General features: G+C 49.8%; 17 protein-coding genes. 7 read left to right on the plus strand and 10 right to left on the minus strand.

What is annotated here, in order from left to right:
* Positions 1-115 precede the first annotated feature (115 nt).
* The gene (locus EJP77_RS09605) at positions 116-1,672 is read left to right on the plus strand and encodes a potassium/proton antiporter (RefSeq protein WP_127199020.1); all 1,557 of its coding nucleotides are present in this window, start codon (positions 116-118) and stop codon (positions 1,670-1,672) included.
* Positions 1,673-1,766: 94 nt separating this feature from the next.
* Here EJP77_RS09605 and EJP77_RS20990 read toward each other — a convergent pair whose 3' ends face one another.
* The 7 genes from EJP77_RS20990 to EJP77_RS09635 all read right to left on the minus strand — a co-directional run bounded on the left by EJP77_RS20990 (position 1,767) and on the right by EJP77_RS09635 (position 8,716).
* Entirely contained in the window at positions 1,767-1,895 is a 129-nt protein-coding gene (locus EJP77_RS20990) for a hypothetical protein (protein WP_281278473.1), read from the minus strand.
* 501 nt (positions 1,896-2,396) lie between these two features.
* Positions 2,397-3,158 carry a carbohydrate-binding protein gene (locus EJP77_RS09610; protein WP_246021867.1) on the minus strand — a complete coding sequence of 254 codons (762 nt, stop codon included), beginning with the start codon at positions 3,156-3,158 and terminating at the stop codon, positions 2,397-2,399.
* 355 nt (positions 3,159-3,513) lie between these two features.
* Positions 3,514-4,773 (minus strand): ABC transporter substrate-binding protein, encoded by a 1,260-nt coding sequence (locus EJP77_RS09615; protein WP_127199022.1) that lies wholly within the window; start codon positions 4,771-4,773, stop codon positions 3,514-3,516.
* 89 nt (positions 4,774-4,862) lie between these two features.
* Positions 4,863-5,699, minus strand: a complete 837-nt coding sequence (locus tag EJP77_RS09620; RefSeq protein ID WP_127199023.1) for a carbohydrate ABC transporter permease — start codon at positions 5,697-5,699, stop codon at positions 4,863-4,865.
* Complete coding sequence (locus tag EJP77_RS09625; protein WP_127199356.1) at positions 5,699-6,568, minus strand: carbohydrate ABC transporter permease; 870 nt, start codon at positions 6,566-6,568, stop codon at positions 5,699-5,701. Before EJP77_RS09625 ends, EJP77_RS09620 begins: the two co-directional genes overlap by 1 nt.
* A 116-nt stretch (positions 6,569-6,684) precedes the next feature.
* The gene (locus EJP77_RS09630; RefSeq protein WP_127199024.1) at positions 6,685-7,719 is read right to left on the minus strand and encodes a YsnF/AvaK domain-containing protein; all 1,035 of its coding nucleotides are present in this window, start codon (positions 7,717-7,719) and stop codon (positions 6,685-6,687) included.
* Between the two features lie 304 nt (positions 7,720-8,023).
* Positions 8,024-8,716 carry a general stress protein gene (locus EJP77_RS09635; protein WP_127199025.1) on the minus strand — a complete coding sequence of 231 codons (693 nt, stop codon included), beginning with the start codon at positions 8,714-8,716 and terminating at the stop codon, positions 8,024-8,026.
* Positions 8,717-8,903: 187 nt separating this feature from the next.
* On the opposite strand from EJP77_RS09635, the gene EJP77_RS09640 reads away from it, so the two are divergent.
* Entirely contained in the window at positions 8,904-10,040 is a 1,137-nt protein-coding gene (locus tag EJP77_RS09640) for an amidase domain-containing protein (RefSeq protein WP_246021848.1), read from the plus strand.
* Between the two features lie 78 nt (positions 10,041-10,118).
* Positions 10,119-11,600, plus strand: coding sequence for an oligosaccharide flippase family protein (locus tag EJP77_RS09645; protein WP_127199026.1), 1,482 nt, complete (start codon positions 10,119-10,121; stop codon positions 11,598-11,600).
* 62 nt (positions 11,601-11,662) lie between these two features.
* Here EJP77_RS09645 and EJP77_RS09650 read toward each other — a convergent pair whose 3' ends face one another.
* A complete protein-coding gene (locus EJP77_RS09650; RefSeq protein WP_127199027.1) occupies positions 11,663-11,962 on the minus strand; it encodes an MTH1187 family thiamine-binding protein in 300 nt (99 codons plus the stop codon).
* Between the two features lie 517 nt (positions 11,963-12,479).
* Here EJP77_RS09650 and EJP77_RS09655 point away from each other — a divergent pair.
* From EJP77_RS09655 to EJP77_RS09670, 4 genes are all read left to right on the plus strand, one after another.
* Positions 12,480-14,465 (plus strand): anaerobic ribonucleoside triphosphate reductase, encoded by a 1,986-nt coding sequence (locus tag EJP77_RS09655; RefSeq protein WP_127199028.1) that lies wholly within the window; start codon positions 12,480-12,482, stop codon positions 14,463-14,465.
* Entirely contained in the window at positions 14,462-14,980 is a 519-nt protein-coding gene (nrdG, locus tag EJP77_RS09660) for an anaerobic ribonucleoside-triphosphate reductase activating protein (RefSeq protein ID WP_127199029.1), read from the plus strand. The genes EJP77_RS09655 and nrdG overlap by 4 nt, the downstream gene beginning before the upstream one ends.
* 246 nt (positions 14,981-15,226) lie before the next feature.
* Positions 15,227-17,560, plus strand: a complete 2,334-nt coding sequence (locus EJP77_RS09665; protein ID WP_127199030.1) for a ribonucleoside-diphosphate reductase subunit alpha — start codon at positions 15,227-15,229, stop codon at positions 17,558-17,560.
* Positions 17,561-18,565: 1,005 nt separating this feature from the next.
* Positions 18,566-19,597: a ribonucleotide-diphosphate reductase subunit beta gene (locus tag EJP77_RS09670; protein WP_127199031.1), complete on the plus strand. Its 1,032-nt coding sequence runs from the start codon at positions 18,566-18,568 to the stop codon at positions 19,595-19,597.
* A gap of 353 nt (positions 19,598-19,950) precedes the next feature.
* On the opposite strand, the gene EJP77_RS09675 is transcribed toward EJP77_RS09670, so the two are convergent.
* Both EJP77_RS09675 and ssuE read right to left on the minus strand, forming a co-directional pair.
* Positions 19,951-20,553 (minus strand): P-loop nucleotide/nucleoside kinase family protein, encoded by a 603-nt coding sequence (locus tag EJP77_RS09675; RefSeq protein WP_127199032.1) that lies wholly within the window; start codon positions 20,551-20,553, stop codon positions 19,951-19,953.
* A gap of 431 nt (positions 20,554-20,984) precedes the next feature.
* On the minus strand, positions 20,985-21,551 hold the full coding sequence (ssuE, locus tag EJP77_RS09680) for an NADPH-dependent FMN reductase (protein ID WP_127199033.1): 567 nt from the start codon (positions 21,549-21,551) through the stop codon (positions 20,985-20,987).
* Positions 21,552-21,590 lie beyond the last annotated feature (39 nt).

Below are 21,590 nucleotides of genomic sequence, written 5' to 3' on the forward strand. Positions count from 1 at the left end.
TGAACCTTAATCATCTGAATCCACCTTTTGTTTCAAGAATTATGGTTTATGTCTAATAATTTCAGTAGAGAAGAAGTACACTATAGCAAAAATATTTCTTTTTCCGGAGGTGGCCATGGACTTAACAGCCTTAACCAGTTCGATCATTATTCTGCTGGCCAGCCTTTTGTTAGTTGGAGTTATTGCGACTAAATTCTCAACCCGTTTCGGTCTGCCCGCGCTGGTCTTCTTCATCGCAGCCGGAATGATCCTTAGTAATTTTCTTTATTTCGATAATGCCTTTATCACTCAGCTCGTCGGCACCTTCGCCCTGATTGTCATTCTGTTCGAGGGAGGGATGCAGACCAAGTTCTTCACCATAAGACCCATTCTGCCCACCGCCCTCTCACTTGCCACTGTAGGTGTTCTCTTTACTACCGCTGTCATCGGAGTAAGCGCCATGCTTATTCTGGATGTGCCCCTCGTGGACGGTCTCTTGTTCGGTGCTATCGTAGGCTCTACCGATGCCGCTGCTGTATTCTCTGTGTTAGGCGGCAAGAATATCAAGGAACGCCTTACGTCTACGCTTGAGGCTGAATCCGGAAGCAACGATCCGATGGCCGTCTTCCTGACTGTCACCTTGATTGGATGGATTCAGCATCCGAACGACCACAACATTTTTAAATTAATCTTCTCTTTTGTTCTGGAGATGGGTCTGGGCTTAGGCTTTGGACTTCTACTTGGCTGGATAGCCGTGAAAGTAATCAACCGGATTAATTTCGATTCATCCGGGCTGTATCCTGTGCTTGCGATTGCTTTTGCCGTTCTGACTTATGGTGTAACTTCTGCCCTTCATGGCAGCGGTCTGCTCGCTGTGTATGTCATGGCTCTTGTGCTGGGTAACTCAGATCTGACTTATCGGCAGTCTATTCTTCACTTTAATAAAGGCTTTGGCTGGATTATGCAGATTACCATGTTCACCCTGCTCGGTCTGCTTGTGTTCCCTAGTGAACTGCCGGCAATCATGCTTCAAGGTCTTGCCTTATCCCTTATATTGATGCTGATTGCCCGTCCAATTGGTGTATTTGCCAGCACTCTGTTCTCCAAATTCAGCTACAAGGAGAAGCTTGTTCTCTCCTGGGCCGGACTAAGGGGGGCCGTTCCCATTGTGCTCGCCACCTATCCACTTATTAACGGTCTGCCTGACGGAAGGATGTTCTTCAATGTTGTCTTCTTCGTCATCCTGACTTCAGCACTCATTCAGGGGGCAACCATTAATCCGTTTGCCGTTAAGCTTGGCCTCGTCGATGCTGCGAGTAATCAGTCTCACTCGCTGCTAGAGCTTGTCTCTCTAGGCAAGACCAAGTCCGAGATTAACCATCTTCACGTACATGCCGGCATGGTCGTAATCGGCCAGGAAATCCGTAACTTGGGCCTGCCTCCCGATGTGTTGGTGACCGCCGTCATTCGCGGTGAGGAGATTGTCACCCCACTCGGAGATACCGTTATTGAAGAGGGCGATACACTTTATATCCTTGGTCCCAAAGCTGAGCGGGAACGGATTAAGAAAGTCTTCCGCTTCCAGGAGGTCCCCTTTGCTCCTGCAGCTCCAGAACCTGAATTGATTCCCGGAGAACCGGATCTCAGCAAGGACAGGGAGCCCAGGGAACCCGAACTCAAAGACCCCCTGTAAGCCAATTCGCTTGCTAGCTGCCGGCAAAAAACCCGCTAAAGGTCTTCACACCTTTAACGGGTTTCTTTGTGCCCAAGTTAAGTTCCACGAATGCTTACCTCTTGCTGTTCTTAGCCTTCTTGTTAAGCCACATCAGCCAGCCCCCAAGACCTATAATGCCGACAGCCAAGAGGACATAGAAGCCCACGGTATACCATACGTCTTCAGCAGAACCAAAACCCATTTTTATAACTCCCCTTTCTTTATTTTCAAAAGTAAATACCAAAAAAACATCGTATGATTTAATAAACACTCTGGTATATTTCTAACCTAAAAACCTTCATTTCATAAGTTTGTGTTGTATTATCGATGGTTATGCTGTATAATATCTAGTTAGGTTGTAAACCCTCATATATGTAGTTCCTCAAAAGATGATAACTCTCCTCAAGCATCTGTATGAAATTCCTATTTGAACTAACCCTAAGAGTAAGAATTTTGGAGTATTCTGATTCACACTGGCGCGGTCATTGGAGCCGCAAGGACAAGAGAGAGGTAGGGCTTTTGTTGTTTTAGAAAAACGTCAGTTATGATCTGAAGCAGGAACATCGCCTTGTTTTCGGCACGTGTACACGAAGACAGGGATTACAATAATTCATATGTAAAAACAAAGCGAGCGCCGCAGGTTTCCCTGTCAGGCGCTCGCGTCTATTTTACCTGGCCTTAATCGGCCCTCAGTCACATTGAGTTATTGTACCTCGTAATTCTGGCCGTAGTTATTATCCCAGTACGTTTGTCCATTTACTGTATACGAAATCGCATATTTAACGTTGGTGGCACCTGGAACGTCGAAGCTGTACTTCCAGCCTTCAACAGTGTTGAAGTTATTCAAGCGGCCATAATAAGTGGCATTGCCCTCATGACTTGTTGCCCAGTTGTCCGTGGTGTAACGTACTTTTACCGTTTTGTTAGGGTCCAGGTTCTTCACATAGATATTGCCGCTGAACGTACCGTTGCTCAGGGAACTGCTGGCGTTAAGCACATTAGGTGTTCCCAGAATGATGGAGGTAAGCGGATATTGATTATTCACTTCATTGTAATAGTTCGCTGATCCGTTGTTATCCCAATAGGTCTGGCCATTCACGTCGTATTTAATCGCGAACTTGATGAAGGACAGATTCTTTAGCTCGGCATGTGCTGCATTGGTAGCATCATTTGTGAAAATACCAAAGTGCCATTTCTCGTGGCTTGAATCTGTCGGCCCTACATAAGATGCAGCAGTATCATACCAAGTTGTGTTATTTGTAGTATAGTGGATGGTTACGTTCTTCACGGGCCCCAGGTTCGCAACCTCAACATCGCCGCTAAATCCGACATATCCGTTTTTATAAATTACACTGACATCGGAGTCAATAAGCTTGACCTCATTACCACTCGCAGATGCCGATCCAGTAAACGTTATACCAAAAATCAGAGAAAACATCATCAATCCAGCAAATAGTTTCTTCATTGCTTTCACAATTCTCACTCCTCTAATTTAATATTGTGTACTGCAGTCTGCCAACAACGTCAGACCCTGATTCGTAACCGAGACTTTCTTCCATCCCTCCTATCTTATGAAAATAGATGTAATTTCCATGAAGTAAATTATTTCCTATTATTACAATAAATCCACCAATATTATATGTAAATAGTTAAAAAGTAACATATTCTATAGGGTTAGTCGTGTTAATTTCTATAACAAATCGTCAAAAACAACACAAGAGCCGCCCAGCAGCAGACAAAGGGTGTCTCCAAAGGCCCATAGACCCTTGAGGACACCCTCCTTGGAGCTTATCGTGATAGTGCTCTTGGTGACTAGGCAGCTACTGGGCACTTAGATTGTCCCAGTTACGCTGGAATTGCTCGTACATCTCCTCTTTATTGATTTTACCGCCAATATAGGCCTGCATACTGCTGGCGAACTCGGGTGACATGCCGTTCGGAAAGCGGAACCAGTTCCACGTCAATGCTTTGCCGGCATCCGTATATTTCAGCACCTCCATACCCAGCGGCCCCAAATCCTCCTCACGCCCCTTAATACTGTCGAACGCCGGGATGAATTTGAACTCCTTCGTAATATAACTCTTGCCGGTCTCCGAAGTGACCAGCCAGTTCAGGAACTCCTTCGCTTCTTTCTTCACCGGAGAGTTCTTATTCACCACCCAGTTGTTCGGAACACCAACGAACAGCTTGTCATTCCCCGGATCATTGTTAATCGGCATAGGCAGGATCCCCAGATTCAGCTTCGGATTAATGCCGTCAATTTGACCCTGGGTCCAGTTCCCCTGCTGCATCATGGCAGCCTTGCCGCTTGCCACCATAGTGACCTGGGTATTGTAATCGGTTGTTAACGGATTATCATTACCGTACTTCAGGGTTAGATCGAAGAGGTCCGACCATTCCTTGACTATCTCATTACCCGAGAACTTCTGACTGCCGCTGTTTAATCCTTGAATGAAGGCTCCCGGGTCCTTCTGGTAAGCAAAAGCCAGGTTGATATTGTGGTTCCCCAGGACGAAGGACTCCTGATACCCGTTGGCAAAAGGAACAATCCCCGCGGCCTTGAGCTTTTTCGCGGCCTCCTCAAGCTCGGTGAGTGTCACTGGAATTTGATTGATTCCCGCTTTCTTGAACAGGTCCTTATTATAAATAAACCCGTAGCCCTCGAGGTTCATCGGCTGACCATACAGGTGTCCGTTCTTGGTCATCGGCTCCTTCGCAATCGGCTTGACATTCTTCACCCAGGGCTCACCCGACAGGTCCTCCAGGTAATCCTGCCACATATCCAGCTCCCGGTAACCTCCGATATTGAAAATATCCGGTTCCTTGCCCGAGGAGAACTTGGCCCGAAGCGAGGCCCCATAGTCACTGCCTCCTCCGACGGTCTGAATGTCCAGCTTCACGCCCGGGTGCTCTTTCTCATACTGCACCTTCAGGCGGCTCATCGCTTCAGAGATCTCTACCTTGAATTGAAAAATATGCACCGTCTTCGTGCCGCCGTCCTCGCTTCCGCTCTTACCGCATCCGGTGGCGGTCAAAGCGGTGATAACCAGAAGCGCGAGTCCTCTCGCCCAAGCTTTCATATCTTGCAACCTCCCTTTTTCCCAGCTATATACTACGTGGAGTCCTTGGACTATCGTTCCTGCAGTTCCAAGGTTCCCCTCCGCTGCGCCTATCCTTTCACCGAGCCTTGAGCAATCCCTTCAATAATGTACTTCTGCATCGCGAGGAAGAAGATGACCACCGGTGCAATGCCCAGCACGAGTCCTGGCAGAGCCAAATCCCACTGCTTCGTGAACTGGCCGAAGAAAGCGTAGGTTGCGATAGGAATCGTACGCATCTCTGGACTTTGCAGAATGAGGGAGGGCATCAGGTAGTCGTTCCAGATCCAGAGCGTATTCAGAATGATTACCGTGACGATTATTGGCTGCATTAAAGGCAGCACAAGCCGGAAGAAGATCCCGAAGGTGGAGCTTCCATCTACCCGGCCCGCTTCCTCGATGTCAATGGGTACAGTCTTCACAAATCCGTGCAGCAGGAAGACGGTAATCGGCGCGCCGAATCCCAGGTAACATAGAACCAGGCCGGTTCGTGTATCCATAACGCCAAGCGTACTCACTACTTTCACCAGAGGAATCATCAGCGACTGGAACGGGATGACCATCGCCGCAACGAATGCGCCATACAGCAGCCTGTTGAAGAGCGTGGCGTGGCGCACCATTCGGTAAGCGGCCATGGAACACATCAGAACCAGCAGGGCATTACTGAGGATGGTAATGATCAGCGAGTTGCCGAACGCCTGCGGGAACGTCGTTTTCGTCCAGGCTTCGGTATAGTTGCTCCACTTGTAAGCGGCGGGCCATCCAGCCGAGTTGGTCAGAATCTCGCCGAATTCTTTTACCGAATTGACCAGCAGAAAGTAGAACGGAACCAGGAACATAAGCCCCAGCATAATCAGAATGATCTCGATTAGAAAATACGAGGAACGGTACTTTTTGATGGTATCCATCAGACCTCAACCTCCCTGCTCTTGGTCGCCCGGACCTGAAGAATCGAAATAATAGCCACAATAATGAAGAAAATAATCGCTTTCGCTGAACCCATACCAAACCGGCTGATGTTAAAAGCTTCATTGTATATGTTAAGCGCTACAGATTCGGTGGATTTGAAAGGCCCGCCCTTGGTGAGCGACAGGTTCAGGTCGAACAGCTTGAACGACCAGGAGATGGCGAGGAAAAGACAGACCGTCACTCCCGGCATGACCAGCGGAAGAATAATATGGCGCAGCACCTGTTTGCGGCTTGCTCCGTCCACCTTGGCGGCTTCGATCAGTGAACTTGGGATGGCTCCCAATGAGGAGATGTAGATGACCATCAGATAACCTGAATTCTGCCAAATGAAGACGATTACGATCGCCCAGAATGAAGTCGCTTCCGTTCCGAGCCAAGGAAGGCTGAAGAAAGGCCCGCCTATCGACTGGAAGCCGCGAACGAAGATGAACTGCCAGATGAACCCGAGCAGCAGCCCCCCAATGACATGCGGCATGAAGAATACCGTACGCATCACATTTCGGGTAGCAAGCGGTTTCGTGAGCAGATAGGCAAGTATGAACCCGAGCACGTTGGTCAGAACTACGCCAAGCACTGTGAATTTAACCGTGAACCAGAAGGAGTTCAGGAAATCGGGGTCTTTGGTGAAAATATGAATGTAGTTGTTCAGCCCAACCCAAGTGACATGCTTGGAGATTCCATTCCAGCTAGTAAATGAATAATACAGCCCCAGGAAGAACGGGACCGCCACAATCAGGAAGAAAAATATGGCGGAAGGCCCGACAAAGGTTAGCTGATACAGCCAGTTTGAAGATTTCTTCCGATCCATGTCCATGTGATACACCCCTTTTTATGTACTTTTGTTCCTTTTATTACCTTTTGCAGACATTTTTGAATCGCAAAAAAGGCCGCCCATTATGGGCGGCCGTTAATAAATATATAAGATTAGCGGCGGTTATTCAGCTGCTCTTCTCTCACTTCCGGTGATCCACTGCGTTCTACACGCGCTTCTTCCTTGCGGATTACATCCTGCACCTGCTCGGTCTCTTGAACCTCGCGCTTACGGGCCTCAATTTCACCGGTTACCACAGATTGTTTGTTCACTTCGACCTTCTCTTCACTGACCGGAATGCGAATCGTCTCATCTTTACCGATCGGCTGGTCGGTTACCCCGTCCTGTACCGCTCTGCGTTCAATGACGACTTCCTCATGAGTAACAGGAACGTTGATCGTCTTCTGCTCCTCAACAATTTCCTTGCGGATCTGAACCTCGCCTGTCTGAACACGGTTTTTGTCCACAGTCAGCTGCTCTTCATGAAGCTGCAGCTTATCGGACTCCCGCTCAGTAGATAGACGATCTGCAGCCGAGGAAGTTCCTGCAATATCCGTTTCGTTATATACAGGCTGAGTGCCTGTGTCTGTAGCACTCAGATGCGTCCCAACCACATCTTGGCTAGTAACATCCGTGCCATCTTGATATTTATTATAATAATGAGCATTTAGGGAGTTGTTATCACGGAAGATCTGATAAATGTTCCCCTCTTGGGTAGGATGTGCGTCAACCATCACCAGAATACGGCCATCATTAACCATGGTGTCGTATTCCTTCGCCTCATCCTCAGGAATACCAAGTCCTACCAGGCCGCCTACCAGGCCGCCTGCACCTGCTCCTACGGCTGCACCTGTGAATGCCGCCGCAATTGGGCCAGCCGCTACGATCGGTCCAATACCTGGAATCGCGAGTGCGCCAAGTCCTGCAAGCAGGCCAGTCACGCCTCCTAGAATCCCGCCGGTAGCTGCACCAGTCGCTACACCTTCAGGTGCCTTGGTACCTGTCTCATCACTAATTGCGGATACATCACGCTTGTCTTTAGCTACGATGGAGATATCTTCTGCCTTGAAACCTTGACGCTTTAGTTCTTCAATCGCATTTGTTGCCTCATTGTCGTTTCTAAATACGCCTACAATTTTCTTAGTCATGTTGGTTACCTCCAGGTTGTTCGTATTTTTGTAGTGGATCTGCTTAGCCGAATCCATCATAGGGAAAGAGCTAAGGTTGAACAGCTTAGTGCTTTCCGTATAGGTGATTCGTAAAGCGTAACATGTAATTAACCACTGCTCCGAGAGCTAAACATGAAATTAAAAGTATATCCATGTTATTAATATCCAATTGGAGCTTGCTGCTTCAACTATTGGCAGGGCGGAATGTACATGGGAAATTTCAGTCCCAACACCAATAAACCGCCTGCAGCAAGGCGGTCTATTAGTGCTGATTATATAGGAATCATTGATGCTTCCTTACCTGCTCCTCATGAAGCTGGTGAAGCTCCTTCTCCTTATTCTCCGCAATCGAGACGACGGCCTCTGGGTCTGGCGGCACATCCTTTTCGTTATACCAAGGCATGTTCTCACTATCCGCCCTGCTCACATGGGTCCCGACTACCTCCTGCTCTTCGGTCTGATCGGTAGAATTGTTATTGCTATAATAATGGGCATTCAGGGAATTATTGTCCCGGAACACCTGATAGATTCCATTCATCTGATAAGGTTCGGCATCAATTAGAACGAGGATGCGCCCTTCATTTACCATCGTATCATATTCGCCTGCTTGCTCCTCTGGAACCCCAAGGCCAATAAGTCCGCCTGCAAGTCCCCCGGCGCCTGCGCCAACAGCGGCTCCTGTCAATGCAGCCGCAATTGGACCTGCCGCAAGTATAGGTCCTATTCCGGGAACGGCCAAAGCTCCAAGTCCGGCAAGCAGTCCCGTTACTCCTCCGAGTACACCCCCGGCTGCTGCACCTGTCGCTATGCCTTCAGGCGATTTGGTTCCTGTCTCTTCGTTAATTGAACTCAGGTGTTGTCTGTCTTTAGCTACGATAGAGATATCCTCTGCTTTAAACCCCTGACCCTTTAATTCTGTTATCGCTCTTGTCGCTTCATCCTCAGTCTGAAATACACCTACAATTTTCTCGGTCATGTGATTAACCTCCAATTACCTTAGTTGCATACAGGCTTGCAGATATTTGTAATGTATTTAACCATCCTCCATAGAGCTAAACGTACGGGCCGAGCTGATCTTGCAGGTATCCTGTGTATTCCCCGGCGCAGCAGGGTATGCTATTGTTCGACTCAAATTTCATCACACCTACAGGGAGTAAATAACCGTGCAACGAACTCTTAAGGCTCTTCTTATTGCCATTCTTGTTATGCCGCTGCTTGGTGGCTGGACCCGAACCCCAGCAAGGGCATCAGCTGAATCCTCCGAAACCACGGAATCCAAGGAGATCCCTCGGTTTCTGCAGGAGCTGTTTGAAGACCGAGCCCAGCTGCTTCTCGATCCCAATGCGGCTCATATTCAGGACCATTACCTACGGGATAACCGCTATAGCCGTCATGCCCTGAGCCATGAGTTGGAACGGACAGAGTATATTCAGGCTTGGGCCAAGGAGCGAAGAGTGAAATTTGTAAATGCCGAGAGCTCCATCCGAATTGTCCGTTTAAAGGTTGAGGGCGAGACCGCCAAGGTGTCTCTGGTGCAGTCTCTAAAGTTAGGTTATGAGTATCTGGATAAGTATCCGGGCCATCATGACTTTGGGATCGGAACCCGCCATGCAATCAAGCTGCACAAGCATAATAACATCTGGTATTTGGAACGCGAGTGGTACCTTGACCCGCTGGAGGAGAATCCTCAGACGATCCAAAAATGCGATCTGGATTTTCCACCTCGTAATACACCTCTTTTGCAGCCAAAAGATAAGCCCAGATACAACCGCCAGCAGGCCGTTGAATATGCGAACAAATATGCCGGGCTTGCATGGGGGGCTGGGAACCAGCACCGTTACAACCGTAAGTATCTGGATTACAACTCCCAGGGCGGTGACTGTACCAACTTTTCTTCCCAGGCCATCGGGGACAAGGAAGGCGGCAGACTGCGGATGAGAGGGGGTTGGCACTATTATGACCGCAGTGGAGGAAGCGCAGCTTGGGTTAGAACGGACTCCTTCAGGGGCTTCCTGGTTCATTCAGGCTATGGAACCGTGGTGGCTCACGGGGATTTCGCCAGGATTGTAAAGTTCGCGAATGAACTTCAGCAGGACGAATCCCAGCTTTACAAGCTTCAGGCAGGCGACCTTATTGCTTATCAGATCAAAGGGGATATTGACCACTTCTCGATTATTACAGGCTTTGATCAAAGCGGTTATCCGCTGGTTAACTCCCACACAGCCGACCGCTTTCAGGTTCCCTTCGATCTGGGCTGGGATAAGTACACGAAGTACCAGGTGATTCACATTCGGGACTAAAGAGCTTCACTTTGATCATAACCCCAAGACCGCTGTCATAAGATTTATTGGACAGCCGTCTAACGGGGAGGACCGAAATTGAAGCTACCTCTGCTAGTCAAACAAACTCTAGTGAGAGCCAATGCCATGATCGTTGTGAAATCGGTTGGGCTCTTCGGTAAAATATTCATCACTAGAACCATGGGAGTCGAAGGAATGGGTCTGTATCAGCTGACCTATTTCTTTTATGCCCTGGTTCTTATGGTGATTTCCGGCGGACTTCCGACCGCTTTGGCTATGTATATTTCAAGCCATCCCGCCAAGGGCTGGCCTTTGTTCAGGAAATTCTCTGTCATTCTGCTGCTTGTCGGAGCAGCCTGCAGTCTGCTAACCTACCTTCTATCCTCCCGGATTGCTTCCCTGCTTCATTATCCCCAGCTGGATTTCGCCATACGCTGCCTAGCACCGGCCATCTTGGCAGTTCCCCTGCTCAGTCTGCTTAGAGGTTACTTGCAAGGTCATGAGAAATATGGAGTTATAGCTGTGTCCGAGCTGGTCGAGCAAACGGTCCGTATAGGTTCATTAATCTTCCTTATTCCTATCTTTATAGACTCGGGCCTCAAGTGGGCTGTGGGTACAGCCATTCTTGGAACCTCCTTGGGGGCTGTGCTGGCATTCGCCTTTATTATTGCAGTTATGAGGTACAAGCAGCCTGCTGCCCTAACCACAATCTCCGTGGACAAGGATTCGGGCTTCACGACCGTGTTAAAGTTATCTCTGATGATTACCCTTACCCGCCTGCTGGTTCCCGCTTCTGACTTTGTAGATGCCATCCTTATTCCCCAGCGGCTCCAGGTTTCTGGACTTACCTCCGGTGAAGCCGTACAGATGCTCGGCGTGTTCTCCGGGATCGCTCTTGTTGTGGCTTATATGCCTACTCTATTTACCGCTGCGCTTACCCACACCCTGACGATGAGAATCTCTTCGGACTGGATTCATGAAAGATTTGATCAATATGATGAGAAAAGAAACAAGGCCATCAACCTCACCTGGGTGTGGGGCTGGGCCTCCAGCTGGTTTATTTTCAACTTTGCTCCGGAAATATCCCGGTATATATTTAGAGTTCCGGACGCTGAGCTGTCCATCAAGCTGCTCGCGCTGCTTCCGCTGATCGTCGGCCTCCGGGAGATCACCACCAGTCTATTATGGGCCCAAAATCAAAAAAGAGTCCCTCTTGCGGGACTCGCACTGGGAATAGTGACGAACTTCACCATACTCTATATCGTGGCTGCGCAGCCTGGACTCGGATACCTGAGCATGTCTCTGGGCGTCATAGCCTTAGAAGTGCTTGCTACAACCTGGAACTTTAGAGCTCTTAAGCTCTTCTCCTATTTCAAATCCCGGCTCGTTATATTTCTGGCCGATCTTCTGTTCTTTGAACTGCTCATTGTGGTGTGTACATGGTGTTCCAGGCTAATCAGCCTCCAGCCATGGAGCATATTAGCTGAACTTCTCCTGTATCTCGTCTGCTCCACGGGTTATATCAAGCTCCGCTTTGGACATCTCCTAGAGCAGGACTAGCCTCGAATCCATATGGGGGCCGCTTGAGCGATATGTCCCAACCGTTCAAGAGAGAGCTGCAGTTACAGCTTCTCTCTTACGGAGCGGAGCTTCTGCTCCGAGGAAGACGGCTTGTCCCGGCGGTCATCAATCTTGATGGATGTAGAGACACGCCCCGCCCCCGCTTGAAATGGCGCCTCATGCAGTGCGGCAATAGCGGCGAACACTTTCTCAAGTGGTCCCTCAATAATCGTACTCATCGAGGTCAGTTGAAATTCGACCCCTTCCTGACGCTCCAGGACATGCTGCATTTCTGCCACATACGCACTTAGGCTGGTTGATCCCGTCCCAACGGGAATGATCGTTACCTCTGCGATTGCCATGTTCAAATACCTCCTTGGTTGTGTAGATCTCCGACAGTAAATCTTTCCCACCATTTTAACAGTTCGCTGCTTAAAAACCAAAACCTGGTCTGAAAATCGTGAAATTTTCAAGCTTCCATACATCCAATTTCCTTCAAATTTCAACAAAATATTTTTGTGAAATTTATTTGAAGTGGCCAAGCCCAAGCGGGATGCGGGATGCGGACAAGTCAAGTGTTTTTTAGAGGTGATTTTGGATTTTCATAGTATGTTCAAACACTATATATTGTGGTAATGTAATTAAACCGAAACAAAATATAGTGTAAACGGCCTTTTCTCAAAAAACACCAACACACCTGCCTGTGCCTGTTTCACGACACCTTTCCTTCTGACTTTTTCGAATTTAGGTGTCCGGATGCGGATTACATACTACAAGATATAAGCTGCACTGCCTCGCATTACGGTACGAGTACTCTTGCCGGCTAGGGAGTTTCTTTTGCATCCGTATATACAAGTAAATCGAGGGGAGTAGTTAGCATTGGCTCTTATAACTAAAGCGTTCAGTACACAGGATCATATCCTGGATGAGGTCATCAGACTGGGTGAGGACATTGTCGACAGCCGCGATCTGGAGATGCTGCGTGAGAACGCCAACCTGAATGGAGAGAGCTTCTCCGGAAAAATGAGCAAATTCGGCAGTGAATATGCCAAATGGTATGCGAACCATTTCATCATGCCAAGCCAGCTTGTGCAGGCAATCCAGGATAATATCGTGTACGTCCACGATTTGGATCAATATGCGATCGGGACTACAAATTGTATCTTCATTCCATTTGGCAAGCTGCTTGGCCAAGGATTCAATACAGGCAACGGCAGCGTTCGGCCGCCAAATTCGATCATGACGGCTATGGCTCTTGTCGCCATCATTTTTCAATCTCAGCAGAATTCCCAGTACGGCGGGGTATCCGGCAACAAGCTGGATCATGATCTCGCCCCTTATGTGGTCAAATCCTTCGCCAAGTACTTCATTAAAGGCTTGGATTACTTTGAAGAGCAGGAGCCCGGTATTACAGCCGCAGATCTCGGAGAGATCTCCATGAGCCGCCTTGATCTGCAGGAGCGTTACCCGCGGTCCTTCCGCTATGCCATGCGGGAGACCGAGAGCGAGACGCTGCAGGGCGCAGAGAGCCTGATCCATAATCTGAACACGATGTCTAGCCGTGCCGGGGGTCAAATTCCTTTTACCAGTATCAACTATGGAACATGTACCTCACCGGAAGGCAGGCTTGTGATCGATTCGATTCTGGAAGCCACCATGAAGGGACTTGGCAGCGGCGAGACGCCGATCTTCCCGATCCAGATCTTCAAATGCAAGAAGGGGATCAACCAGGCGCCGGGAGAACCGAACTATGACTTGTTCTTGAAGGCAGCCGAGTGCTCGGCGCGCAGGCTCTACCCGAACTTCGCCAATCTGGATGCTCCCTTGAACCTTGCTTATTACGATCCGAGTGATCCGGATACCGAATTTGCAACGATGGGCTGCCGCACGCGCGTCCTGGCTGACCGGTTCGGCCGGAATCATCTGTCCGGCAAAGGGAACCTGAGCTTCAATACCTTGAACCTGGTGAAGCTTGGGATCGAGCACGGAATTGTACTTGGACGCCGCAGTGAAGCCGATGAAGCAGGCTTTTACCAGGAGCTGGATCACTATCTCAACATCGCCATGGAAGGACTGCTTCACCGTTTTCGTATCCAGTCGGCCCAGAAAGCCAAAGCCTCTGACTTCATGATGCGCGAAGGCGTATGGGAAGGCGGCGAGCAGCTTGCTCCTGAGGAGCCGGTTGGAGAGCTGCTGAAGCATGGCAGTCTGTCGATCGGGTTCATCGGTCTTGCCGAGTGCATGAAGGCGATGTACGGTAAGCATCATGCCGAGGACGAAGAAGTCTATCAGAAGGCGTCCAAGCTGATTCGCTACCTGCGCAGCTTCTGTGACCGCCAGAGCGAGAAGCTGAACCTCAACGTGACGCTGTTCGCTACACCGGCGGAAGGCTTGTCCGGGAAATTCACGAAACGCGACCGTGCCCACTACGGCTCGCTAAGCGGCGTAACCGACCGGGAATATTATACGAACTCCTTCCATGTTCCCGTGTATTATCCGGTTACTGCAGCCGCCAAGATCAAGCTGGAGGCTCCTTTCCATGATCTGTGCAATGCCGGAGCGATCTCCTACATTGAACTTAATGGCAACGCCCGTGCTAACCCGGCTGCATTCTTGAAGATTATCCAGTATGCGCTGGATCAGCAGATCAGCTATTTCAGTATCAACCATCCGATTGACCGCTGCTCCGCCTGCGGCCATGAGGGCATCATCGGGGCGACCTGCCCTTCCTGCGGAAGCCATGAGAACGAAGTTCATATCCGCAGGCTGCGCCGGGTCACCGGTTATCTGACCGGGGACTTCCAGACCCGGTTCAACAGTGCCAAGCAGGCCGAGGTCAGAGACCGGGTGAAGCACACCTCATGAACATTTGCGGATACTCACCGGAGTCGATCAATGAAGGGGAAGGGCTTCGGGCAGCGATATTCATCAGCGGCTGCAAGCATTATTGCCCGGGCTGCTTCAGCCCGAAGACCTGGAACTTCGAGTACGGTGAGCCGTTCACGCTAGCAAGACAGCAGGAGATCATCCGGGACATTGCGGCCAATCCCCTGCTGGACGGACTGACGATTCTCGGCGGGGACCCTTTCTTCTCCGCCCGGGAGGTCAGCGGATTCATTGATCTCCTTCACTTGGAGGCAGGACCGGTCTCGGTATGGATCTACAGCGGCTATACCTATGAAGAACTTACCGCCGCTCCGGATTCAGATGAATATGCGCTTCTCGGCCGCTGTGATGTACTGGTTGATGGACGTTATATAGATGCCCTTCGCGACCCCTCCCTTCTGTACCGGGGAAGCTCCAACCAAAGGCTGATCGACATTAGGCAAAGTCTTGAGCAGGGAGAAGCCATACTGTGGCGATCGCTATTCACTAAGTAAATTCGTTGCACTACGTAATTTGGAAGCAATCAGATTGTACGAATACAAATATCGGCAGCAAAGTCTTTAATTCTTTCTTTATCGCTATCCATCTTTCTAGTATAATTGCTTCTTGTGGTCCTTTTTTCCCGGAACGGGTTAATTTTTTCCAGAATCAGCTCACTCATTACAGTTTATACCAATTTAGAAGCTGTAATTTTATCAAAGTATACATTTTATTTCATCAGAAAGTAGGGATTCTCTTCTATGCCATCCTTCGTCAATAAACCGAACAACCGTCAACTCGCTTTCGACAACAACCGTCTGGGCATTTATGCAGATCGTATTCTCGAAGGCCTGCCTTCTCTGGATAAGGAGCGCCTGCTTCGCGGCGTGATCTCCAAGCTCCGCCGTGATGAAGTTACAGGGGAAGAAATCAGCAATGCTTTTACCATGTCCGCCCTTGAGCTTGTAACCAAAGAAGAGCCGGACTGGAAATTCGCAGCCGCACGTGCCCTGCTTACTACACTGTACAAGAAAGCGGCCAATAACCGCCGGTACAAAGCTTATCCGGAAGAGCCTTACGGATCGTTCTATCATCTGATTGTCGATTTGACCAAAGCCGGCATATACAAAGAGGACCTGCTCGAAGTTTATACCAAAGAACAGATTGAAGAACTCGGCGAAATGATTGATCCTTCGCGCGATCTGCTGTTTGACTATATCGGACTACTTACCCTGGCTGAGCGTTACCTGGCTAACGATTTCGACGGCCGCGTGATGGAGCTTCCGCAGGAGCGTTACATGGTGATCGCGATGTTCCTGATGCACAAGGAGCCTGCCGAGACTCGTATGCACCTGGTGAAGGAAGCTTACTGGGCGATGAGCAATATCTACATGACCGCCGCTACACCAACCATGTCCAATGCGGGCAAAAAAGTGGCCGGACAGCTCTCCAGCTGCTTCATTGATACCGTGGATGACTCCCTTGAAGGCATCTTCGACTCTAATACAGATGTAGCCCGTCTGAGCAAAATGGGCGGCGGTATCGGGGTCTACCTCGGCAAAGTACGGGCGCGCGGTTCAGATATCCGCGGCCACAAGAATACCAGCTCTGGCGTTATCCCATGGATTCGCCAGCTGAACAACACGGCTGTCAGCGTCGATCAGCTGGGCACACGTAAAGGTGCCATTGCTGTATATCTCGACGTTTTCCATAAAGATATTCTCGCTTTCCTGGATCTGAAGCTGAACAACGGGGACGAGCGCATGAGAGCGCACGACGTATTCCACGGGGTCTGCCTTCCCGATCTGTTCATGGAAGCTGTTGAGAACCGTGACGAATGGAACCTGTTCTGTCCGCACGAAGTGAAGAAGACGATGGGCTGGAAAGACGCGAACGGCCGTCCACTCGGTCTGGAAGACTTCTATGATGAGAACTTTGGCGAAGGTGCTTTCCGCGAGAAGTACGAGGAAGCCGTGGCGCATCCAACTCTGTCCCGAATTACCGTACAGGCTATTGACATCATGAAACGGATTATGAAATCCCAGCTGGAGACCGGAACGCCTTACATGTTCTACCGGGATACCGTGAACCGTGCCAACCCGAACCGTGCACATGGTATGGTCTACTCGTCCAACCTTTGCACCGAAATCATGCAGAACCAGTCGGCAACCGTGGTTGAGCAGGAAGAACTCGTAACCAAAGATGGACAGACTCGTATCGTCATTTCCAAGATTCCTGGCGATTTCGTTGTCTGCAACCTGAACTCCATTCACCTGGCACGCGCTGTTCCAGCCGGAGTGCTTGAGCGCCTTGTGCCGATTCAGGTACGTATGCTAGACAACGTAATCGACATCAACAACATTGAAGTGCTGCAAGCTCAATACACGAACAGTCAGTATCGTGCGATCGGTCTCGGTACATTCGGCCTGCATCACCTGCTTGCCCTGGAAGGCATTCGCTGGGAATCCGACGAGGCTGTCGCTTATAATGATGCGCTGTATGAGAAGATCAACTACCTGCTCGTCCGTTCCAGCATGGAGCTGGCTAAGGAGAAAGGCCGCTATGCGAAGTTCGAAGGTTCTGACTGGGATACAGGCCATTACTTCACCTACCGTCATTACACGGACGGAACCCGTGAAGGTAAATATGTAACCACAGAAGAGTGGCGTGCGCTCCAGCAGGAAGTTCATGAGAACGGCGTGCGTAACGCCTGGATGTTCGCCATCGCGCCAAACGGCTCGACTTCGATCATTGCCGGTTCTACAGCAAGTATCGACCCACTGTATGAACTGCTGTCTTACGAAGAGAAGACGACTTACAAAATCGCCAATCCGGCTCCGGACCTGTCCGATAAGACGATTTGGTACTATAAAACAGCCTTCCTGATCGACCAGAACTGGTCCATCAAAATGGCTTCCGCTCGTCAGCGCCACGTCGATCAGGCTCAAAGCTTCAACCTGTATGTGCGCCCTGACATCAAGGCGACCGAGTTCCTGAACCTGCATTTGCATGCTTGGAAAGCCGGCATCAAATCCACATATTATGTTCGCAGCCGCGCGCTGACGATCGAGGAATGCGAGTCGTGTGCTTCTTAATCCTGAGTCCTTTAGATAAAGGATTTTCCAACCCACCCAAACCCTCCCTTCCTAAGGGAGGACCCCAAGGGCTCTGCCCTCTGGACACCCACTGGAGGTAACGTGGGAGTGACAGATGCGGTTGTGAGTTAGGTGGGTGTTAGGATCGCTTGCCGTCCCTTCGGGACCCGCTTACTGATTGGCTGTGTCTAGTTACCTGTTTCAGTCGCTTGGGAGCTGCTGGGTTCGCACCCGGGTGACTTTGGATATATGAGCCGCTTGTCGCCCCTTCGGGGCACGCTCTACTTGAGGAGCTCCTGCGGCTGGCGTGTGAGTTAGGTTGTTCGTTGTTAGGGACTGTGTGCTGAGAGGCGCTCTCCCTTTGGGATACGCTCGGGCTTGGTGCAGAACAGCGTGGGCGATGCTTCGTACGTTTTGTTGTTTGGGGCTGCTGGGAGGCGCTCTCCCTTTGGGATACGCTTGGGCTTGGTGCAGAGCAGGCGTGGGCGGTGCTTCGGACGTTTTGTTGTTTGGGGCTGCTGGGAGGCGCTCTCCCTTTGGGATGCGCTCGGGCTTGGTGCAGAGCGGCGTGGGCGATGCTTTGGACGTTTCGTTGTTTGGGGCTGTTGAGAGGCGCTCTCCCTTCGGGATTCGCTCGGGCTTGGTGCGGGGCAGCGTGAGCGATGCTTTGGACGTTTTTTTGTTTGGGGCTGTTGAGAGGCGCTCTCCCTTCGGGATACGCTCTGGCTTGAGCCAGAGCTATGTGGGCAGAGGCAAGGAGTAGCGTGTGCCTGCGAAAGGTTTTGTCAGTTCTGCTGCAGCGGGAGCGGAGAGAACAAAACGAATCCGTAGAAGCGAAGCGTCCGCCTTTATCTCCGAGTTTCGACCGCTGCGGCGGCTCGAATCAAAGAAACTTGGAGATAACAGCGGTCGTAGGATCGTTTCGTACTCGGAGCGTCTCTACGCAACAAGGCTGATCGTTCCGTTATCGGAGCGCCTCACGCATTATTTTAAGGAGATGATCTTATGCAATTACAAACGATTTTTAATACAGAGGCACCTAACCAATCCACACGGATTATTGGCGGAGAGTGTTCAGGGATTCTGAACTGGAACGACATCCGGATGCCTCATATGTATAAGTTATATAAAGTGCTCCTTCTGAACCACTGGATCGCAGATGAGATCCCGATGTCCAAGGATGCCCAGCAATTCGCTAGGTTGGATAGCGAGGAGCAGCGGACATTCAAGATCAACATCTCCCTGCTGGCCGTGCTGGACTCCATGCAGACGATGTTTGTGGGCGACGTGAAGCGCTACTTCACCGATTCTTCGCTTGAAGCAATCTCCGCGATCATCGGTCAGCAGGAGGTTGTCCATAACCAGTCATATTCTTATGTACTATCCTCCATCGTGTCTGAGCAGGAGCAGAAGGAAATTTTCGAATATTGGAAGCATGATCCGGTCCTGCTGGAGCGCAACAAGTTCATCTCTGATATTTATCAGAATTTCCGTAATGATGCTACGCCGCAGACGTTCTTCGAAGCGCTTGTGGCTGACCTGATTCTGGAAGGAATCTTCTTCTACAGTACATTTGCCTTCTTCTATAACCTGGCACGCGACCAGAAAATGATGGGTACGAGCCAAATGATCTCTTACATCCAGCGTGACGAGAATCAGCACTGCTACTTCTTCGCCGAAGTATTCAAGCAGCTGCTGGCAGATTATCCGGAGCTGAATACCAAAGCCAACATGGACTGGGCGTACAGCACCATCAATCGTGCGGTAGAGCTTGAGACGAATTGGGCCTTCTACACACTGAAAGAAGTGCGCGGGATCGACCTGAATGAGCTGTCCGATTACATCAAATACATTGCCAACAAACGCTTAACCTTGATGGGTCTGGAAAAAGCTTATGAAGGCGTGGATGTGAACTGCATGCCGTGGATCAAGCCTTTCTCCGATGAAGCGCTAAACGCTACGAAGACAGACTTCTTCGAAGCGAAGTCCCGTAACTACGGTAAAGTCGGCGACGACAACGGATTTGACGATCTGTAAACGGGCCGCAGCAATTTGGTAAAATACTAAGCAGGGTCAGTCCTATTGGGACTGACCCTGTTTTGTGTTACAGGATGAAGATACTTTACTAGTAATCGATAATGAAAGTGCAGCTTATTGCCCCAGCTTAAGTACAATTAAAGCTTAAGGACACAAGCGTTAGCACAAGTGAACTTGCTTAGAAGAATCACGGCCAACTCATATCGCTCAACCACACCAACACAATGGCCTCGCCCCTATTTAGAAAGGGCGAGGCCATTTGTGCTCTTTTTTCGAGGAAACTATAAAACTTACAGACACCGTAATAAGCCAATAGTCTGGACCAGCAGGTAAGAACCCCTGAAAGACCCTGCTTAGTTTTTCTTCGGATCCGCAGTGATAAATTGGTACAAACCTTCGATCTTCGCATCCGTCAGCTCTCCGCTGTTATCAAAGACTGTCACGGAAGAAGCAGGAATATTCCAGTTCACTTCCGGCACGAACTCAACCCGCTGCTTGAAGTTATCCCAGTGATTCAGCTTCCAGGTATCCCGCTCGGTCTTTCTCTCAATAATCCGTTCCTTCTGAACGTCCATATCGCTGAGTGTAACTACAACCACCTTAACGTCAACCTCATTCAGGGTGAGCCCTGCCGCGCTCACGACCTCTTCTATCCAGGCCGCATTCTTAAGCTCGGAGGTGAACGGCGAGATCATGAATACGCTCTGTCCCGCAGCCAAGTTATCCACACAAATATCCTTCGTGGTATCATATTCGAGATCACGAAGGTGCTTCTTGTAGAACTCCGAATCCCGGTCATTCTTATCCAAATTGTTCATTTCAAGAATCTTCTCTACAAATCTGCCGCCTACCGTATCTCTATCCAAAAAGGCTGCTTGAATCCGTGCGGACAGCTTGCGGGCCACCGTGGTTTTGCCTGTTCCCGCTACGCCTACAAAGAATACCAGTTTTTGCATTGAAAAGCCTCCAGTTCTGATATGTTCATTTGTACATTTTAACACATCAAAGCAAGCGAGTGCCAGACAAGGACTTCGCACTACGAATAGGACCTTCCTGCCCGAGGCATTCGAACTGGCCCCTGATTAGTCTATTTGTCACTACAATACCTTGAACGCCTTTGAAAAAACTCCCCAATTGTTCTGTATCCAATAAATAGCAGCATCTTTGAAGAACCCTAAAATAAATAAAGACATAAGCCCCGGGCCTTTCATGAACATGAAGGCAGGAACTTATGTCTTTGCGATGTTTTTAGGGTTTTTTGGGTGTCTGTGGAGATCCGTGAATGTCTTTAACCAGACATCCACAGAGTAACAATCGGTACTACCGCGGAGCGGCTGTTCATGAATGTACACGCCTGTCCCTTCACTCCGTCACGACAAGAACCGGGTTAAGCCAAACCCTTCGGTAGCTCAGTATACTGCAGGCGAAGGTTAGTCTCCTTCACAAGTTCAGCCACATTCTCCTCCAGACGGGTACGCAGCTCTTCAGCGATCTCGAAGCCACCGGCTTCAGTCCGGGCCACCTGGGTATCCACGGTGTACACACCACCAAGAATATGACGTGCGCCAAGCGAGGCCAGTACCGGCTTCAAGGAATAATCGATCGATAGAAGATGCGCTAGACTGCCGCCGATGAACAAGGGAAGAATGATTTTCCCGGCCAGCCCTTTCTGCGGAATAAGATCAAGGAAGGTCTTGAGGACTCCCGTATAAGAAGCTTTGTATACCGGACTTGCTACAATCACGGCATCCGCCTGAGCCACAAGCGCATTGGCTTTCACGATTGCCTCACTCTCGAATTTCGTATGGATCAGATCCTCTGGAGGAAGCTCTGCCACATTGACGTGATGAACCTCTACATTCTCCTTCCTCAGAAGCTCCTCGGTCAGCCCGATAATCGCGGAGAGACGGGATGTCAAAGAGGGATTGCCGTTAATAATCGTTATTTTTGCCATGGTGAATGCACCTTCCTTACCAATTTATTATAATTCCGA

Source organism: Paenibacillus zeisoli (genome assembly GCF_003994465.1).
Lineage (GTDB): Bacteria > Bacillota > Bacilli > Paenibacillales > Paenibacillaceae > Fontibacillus > Fontibacillus zeisoli.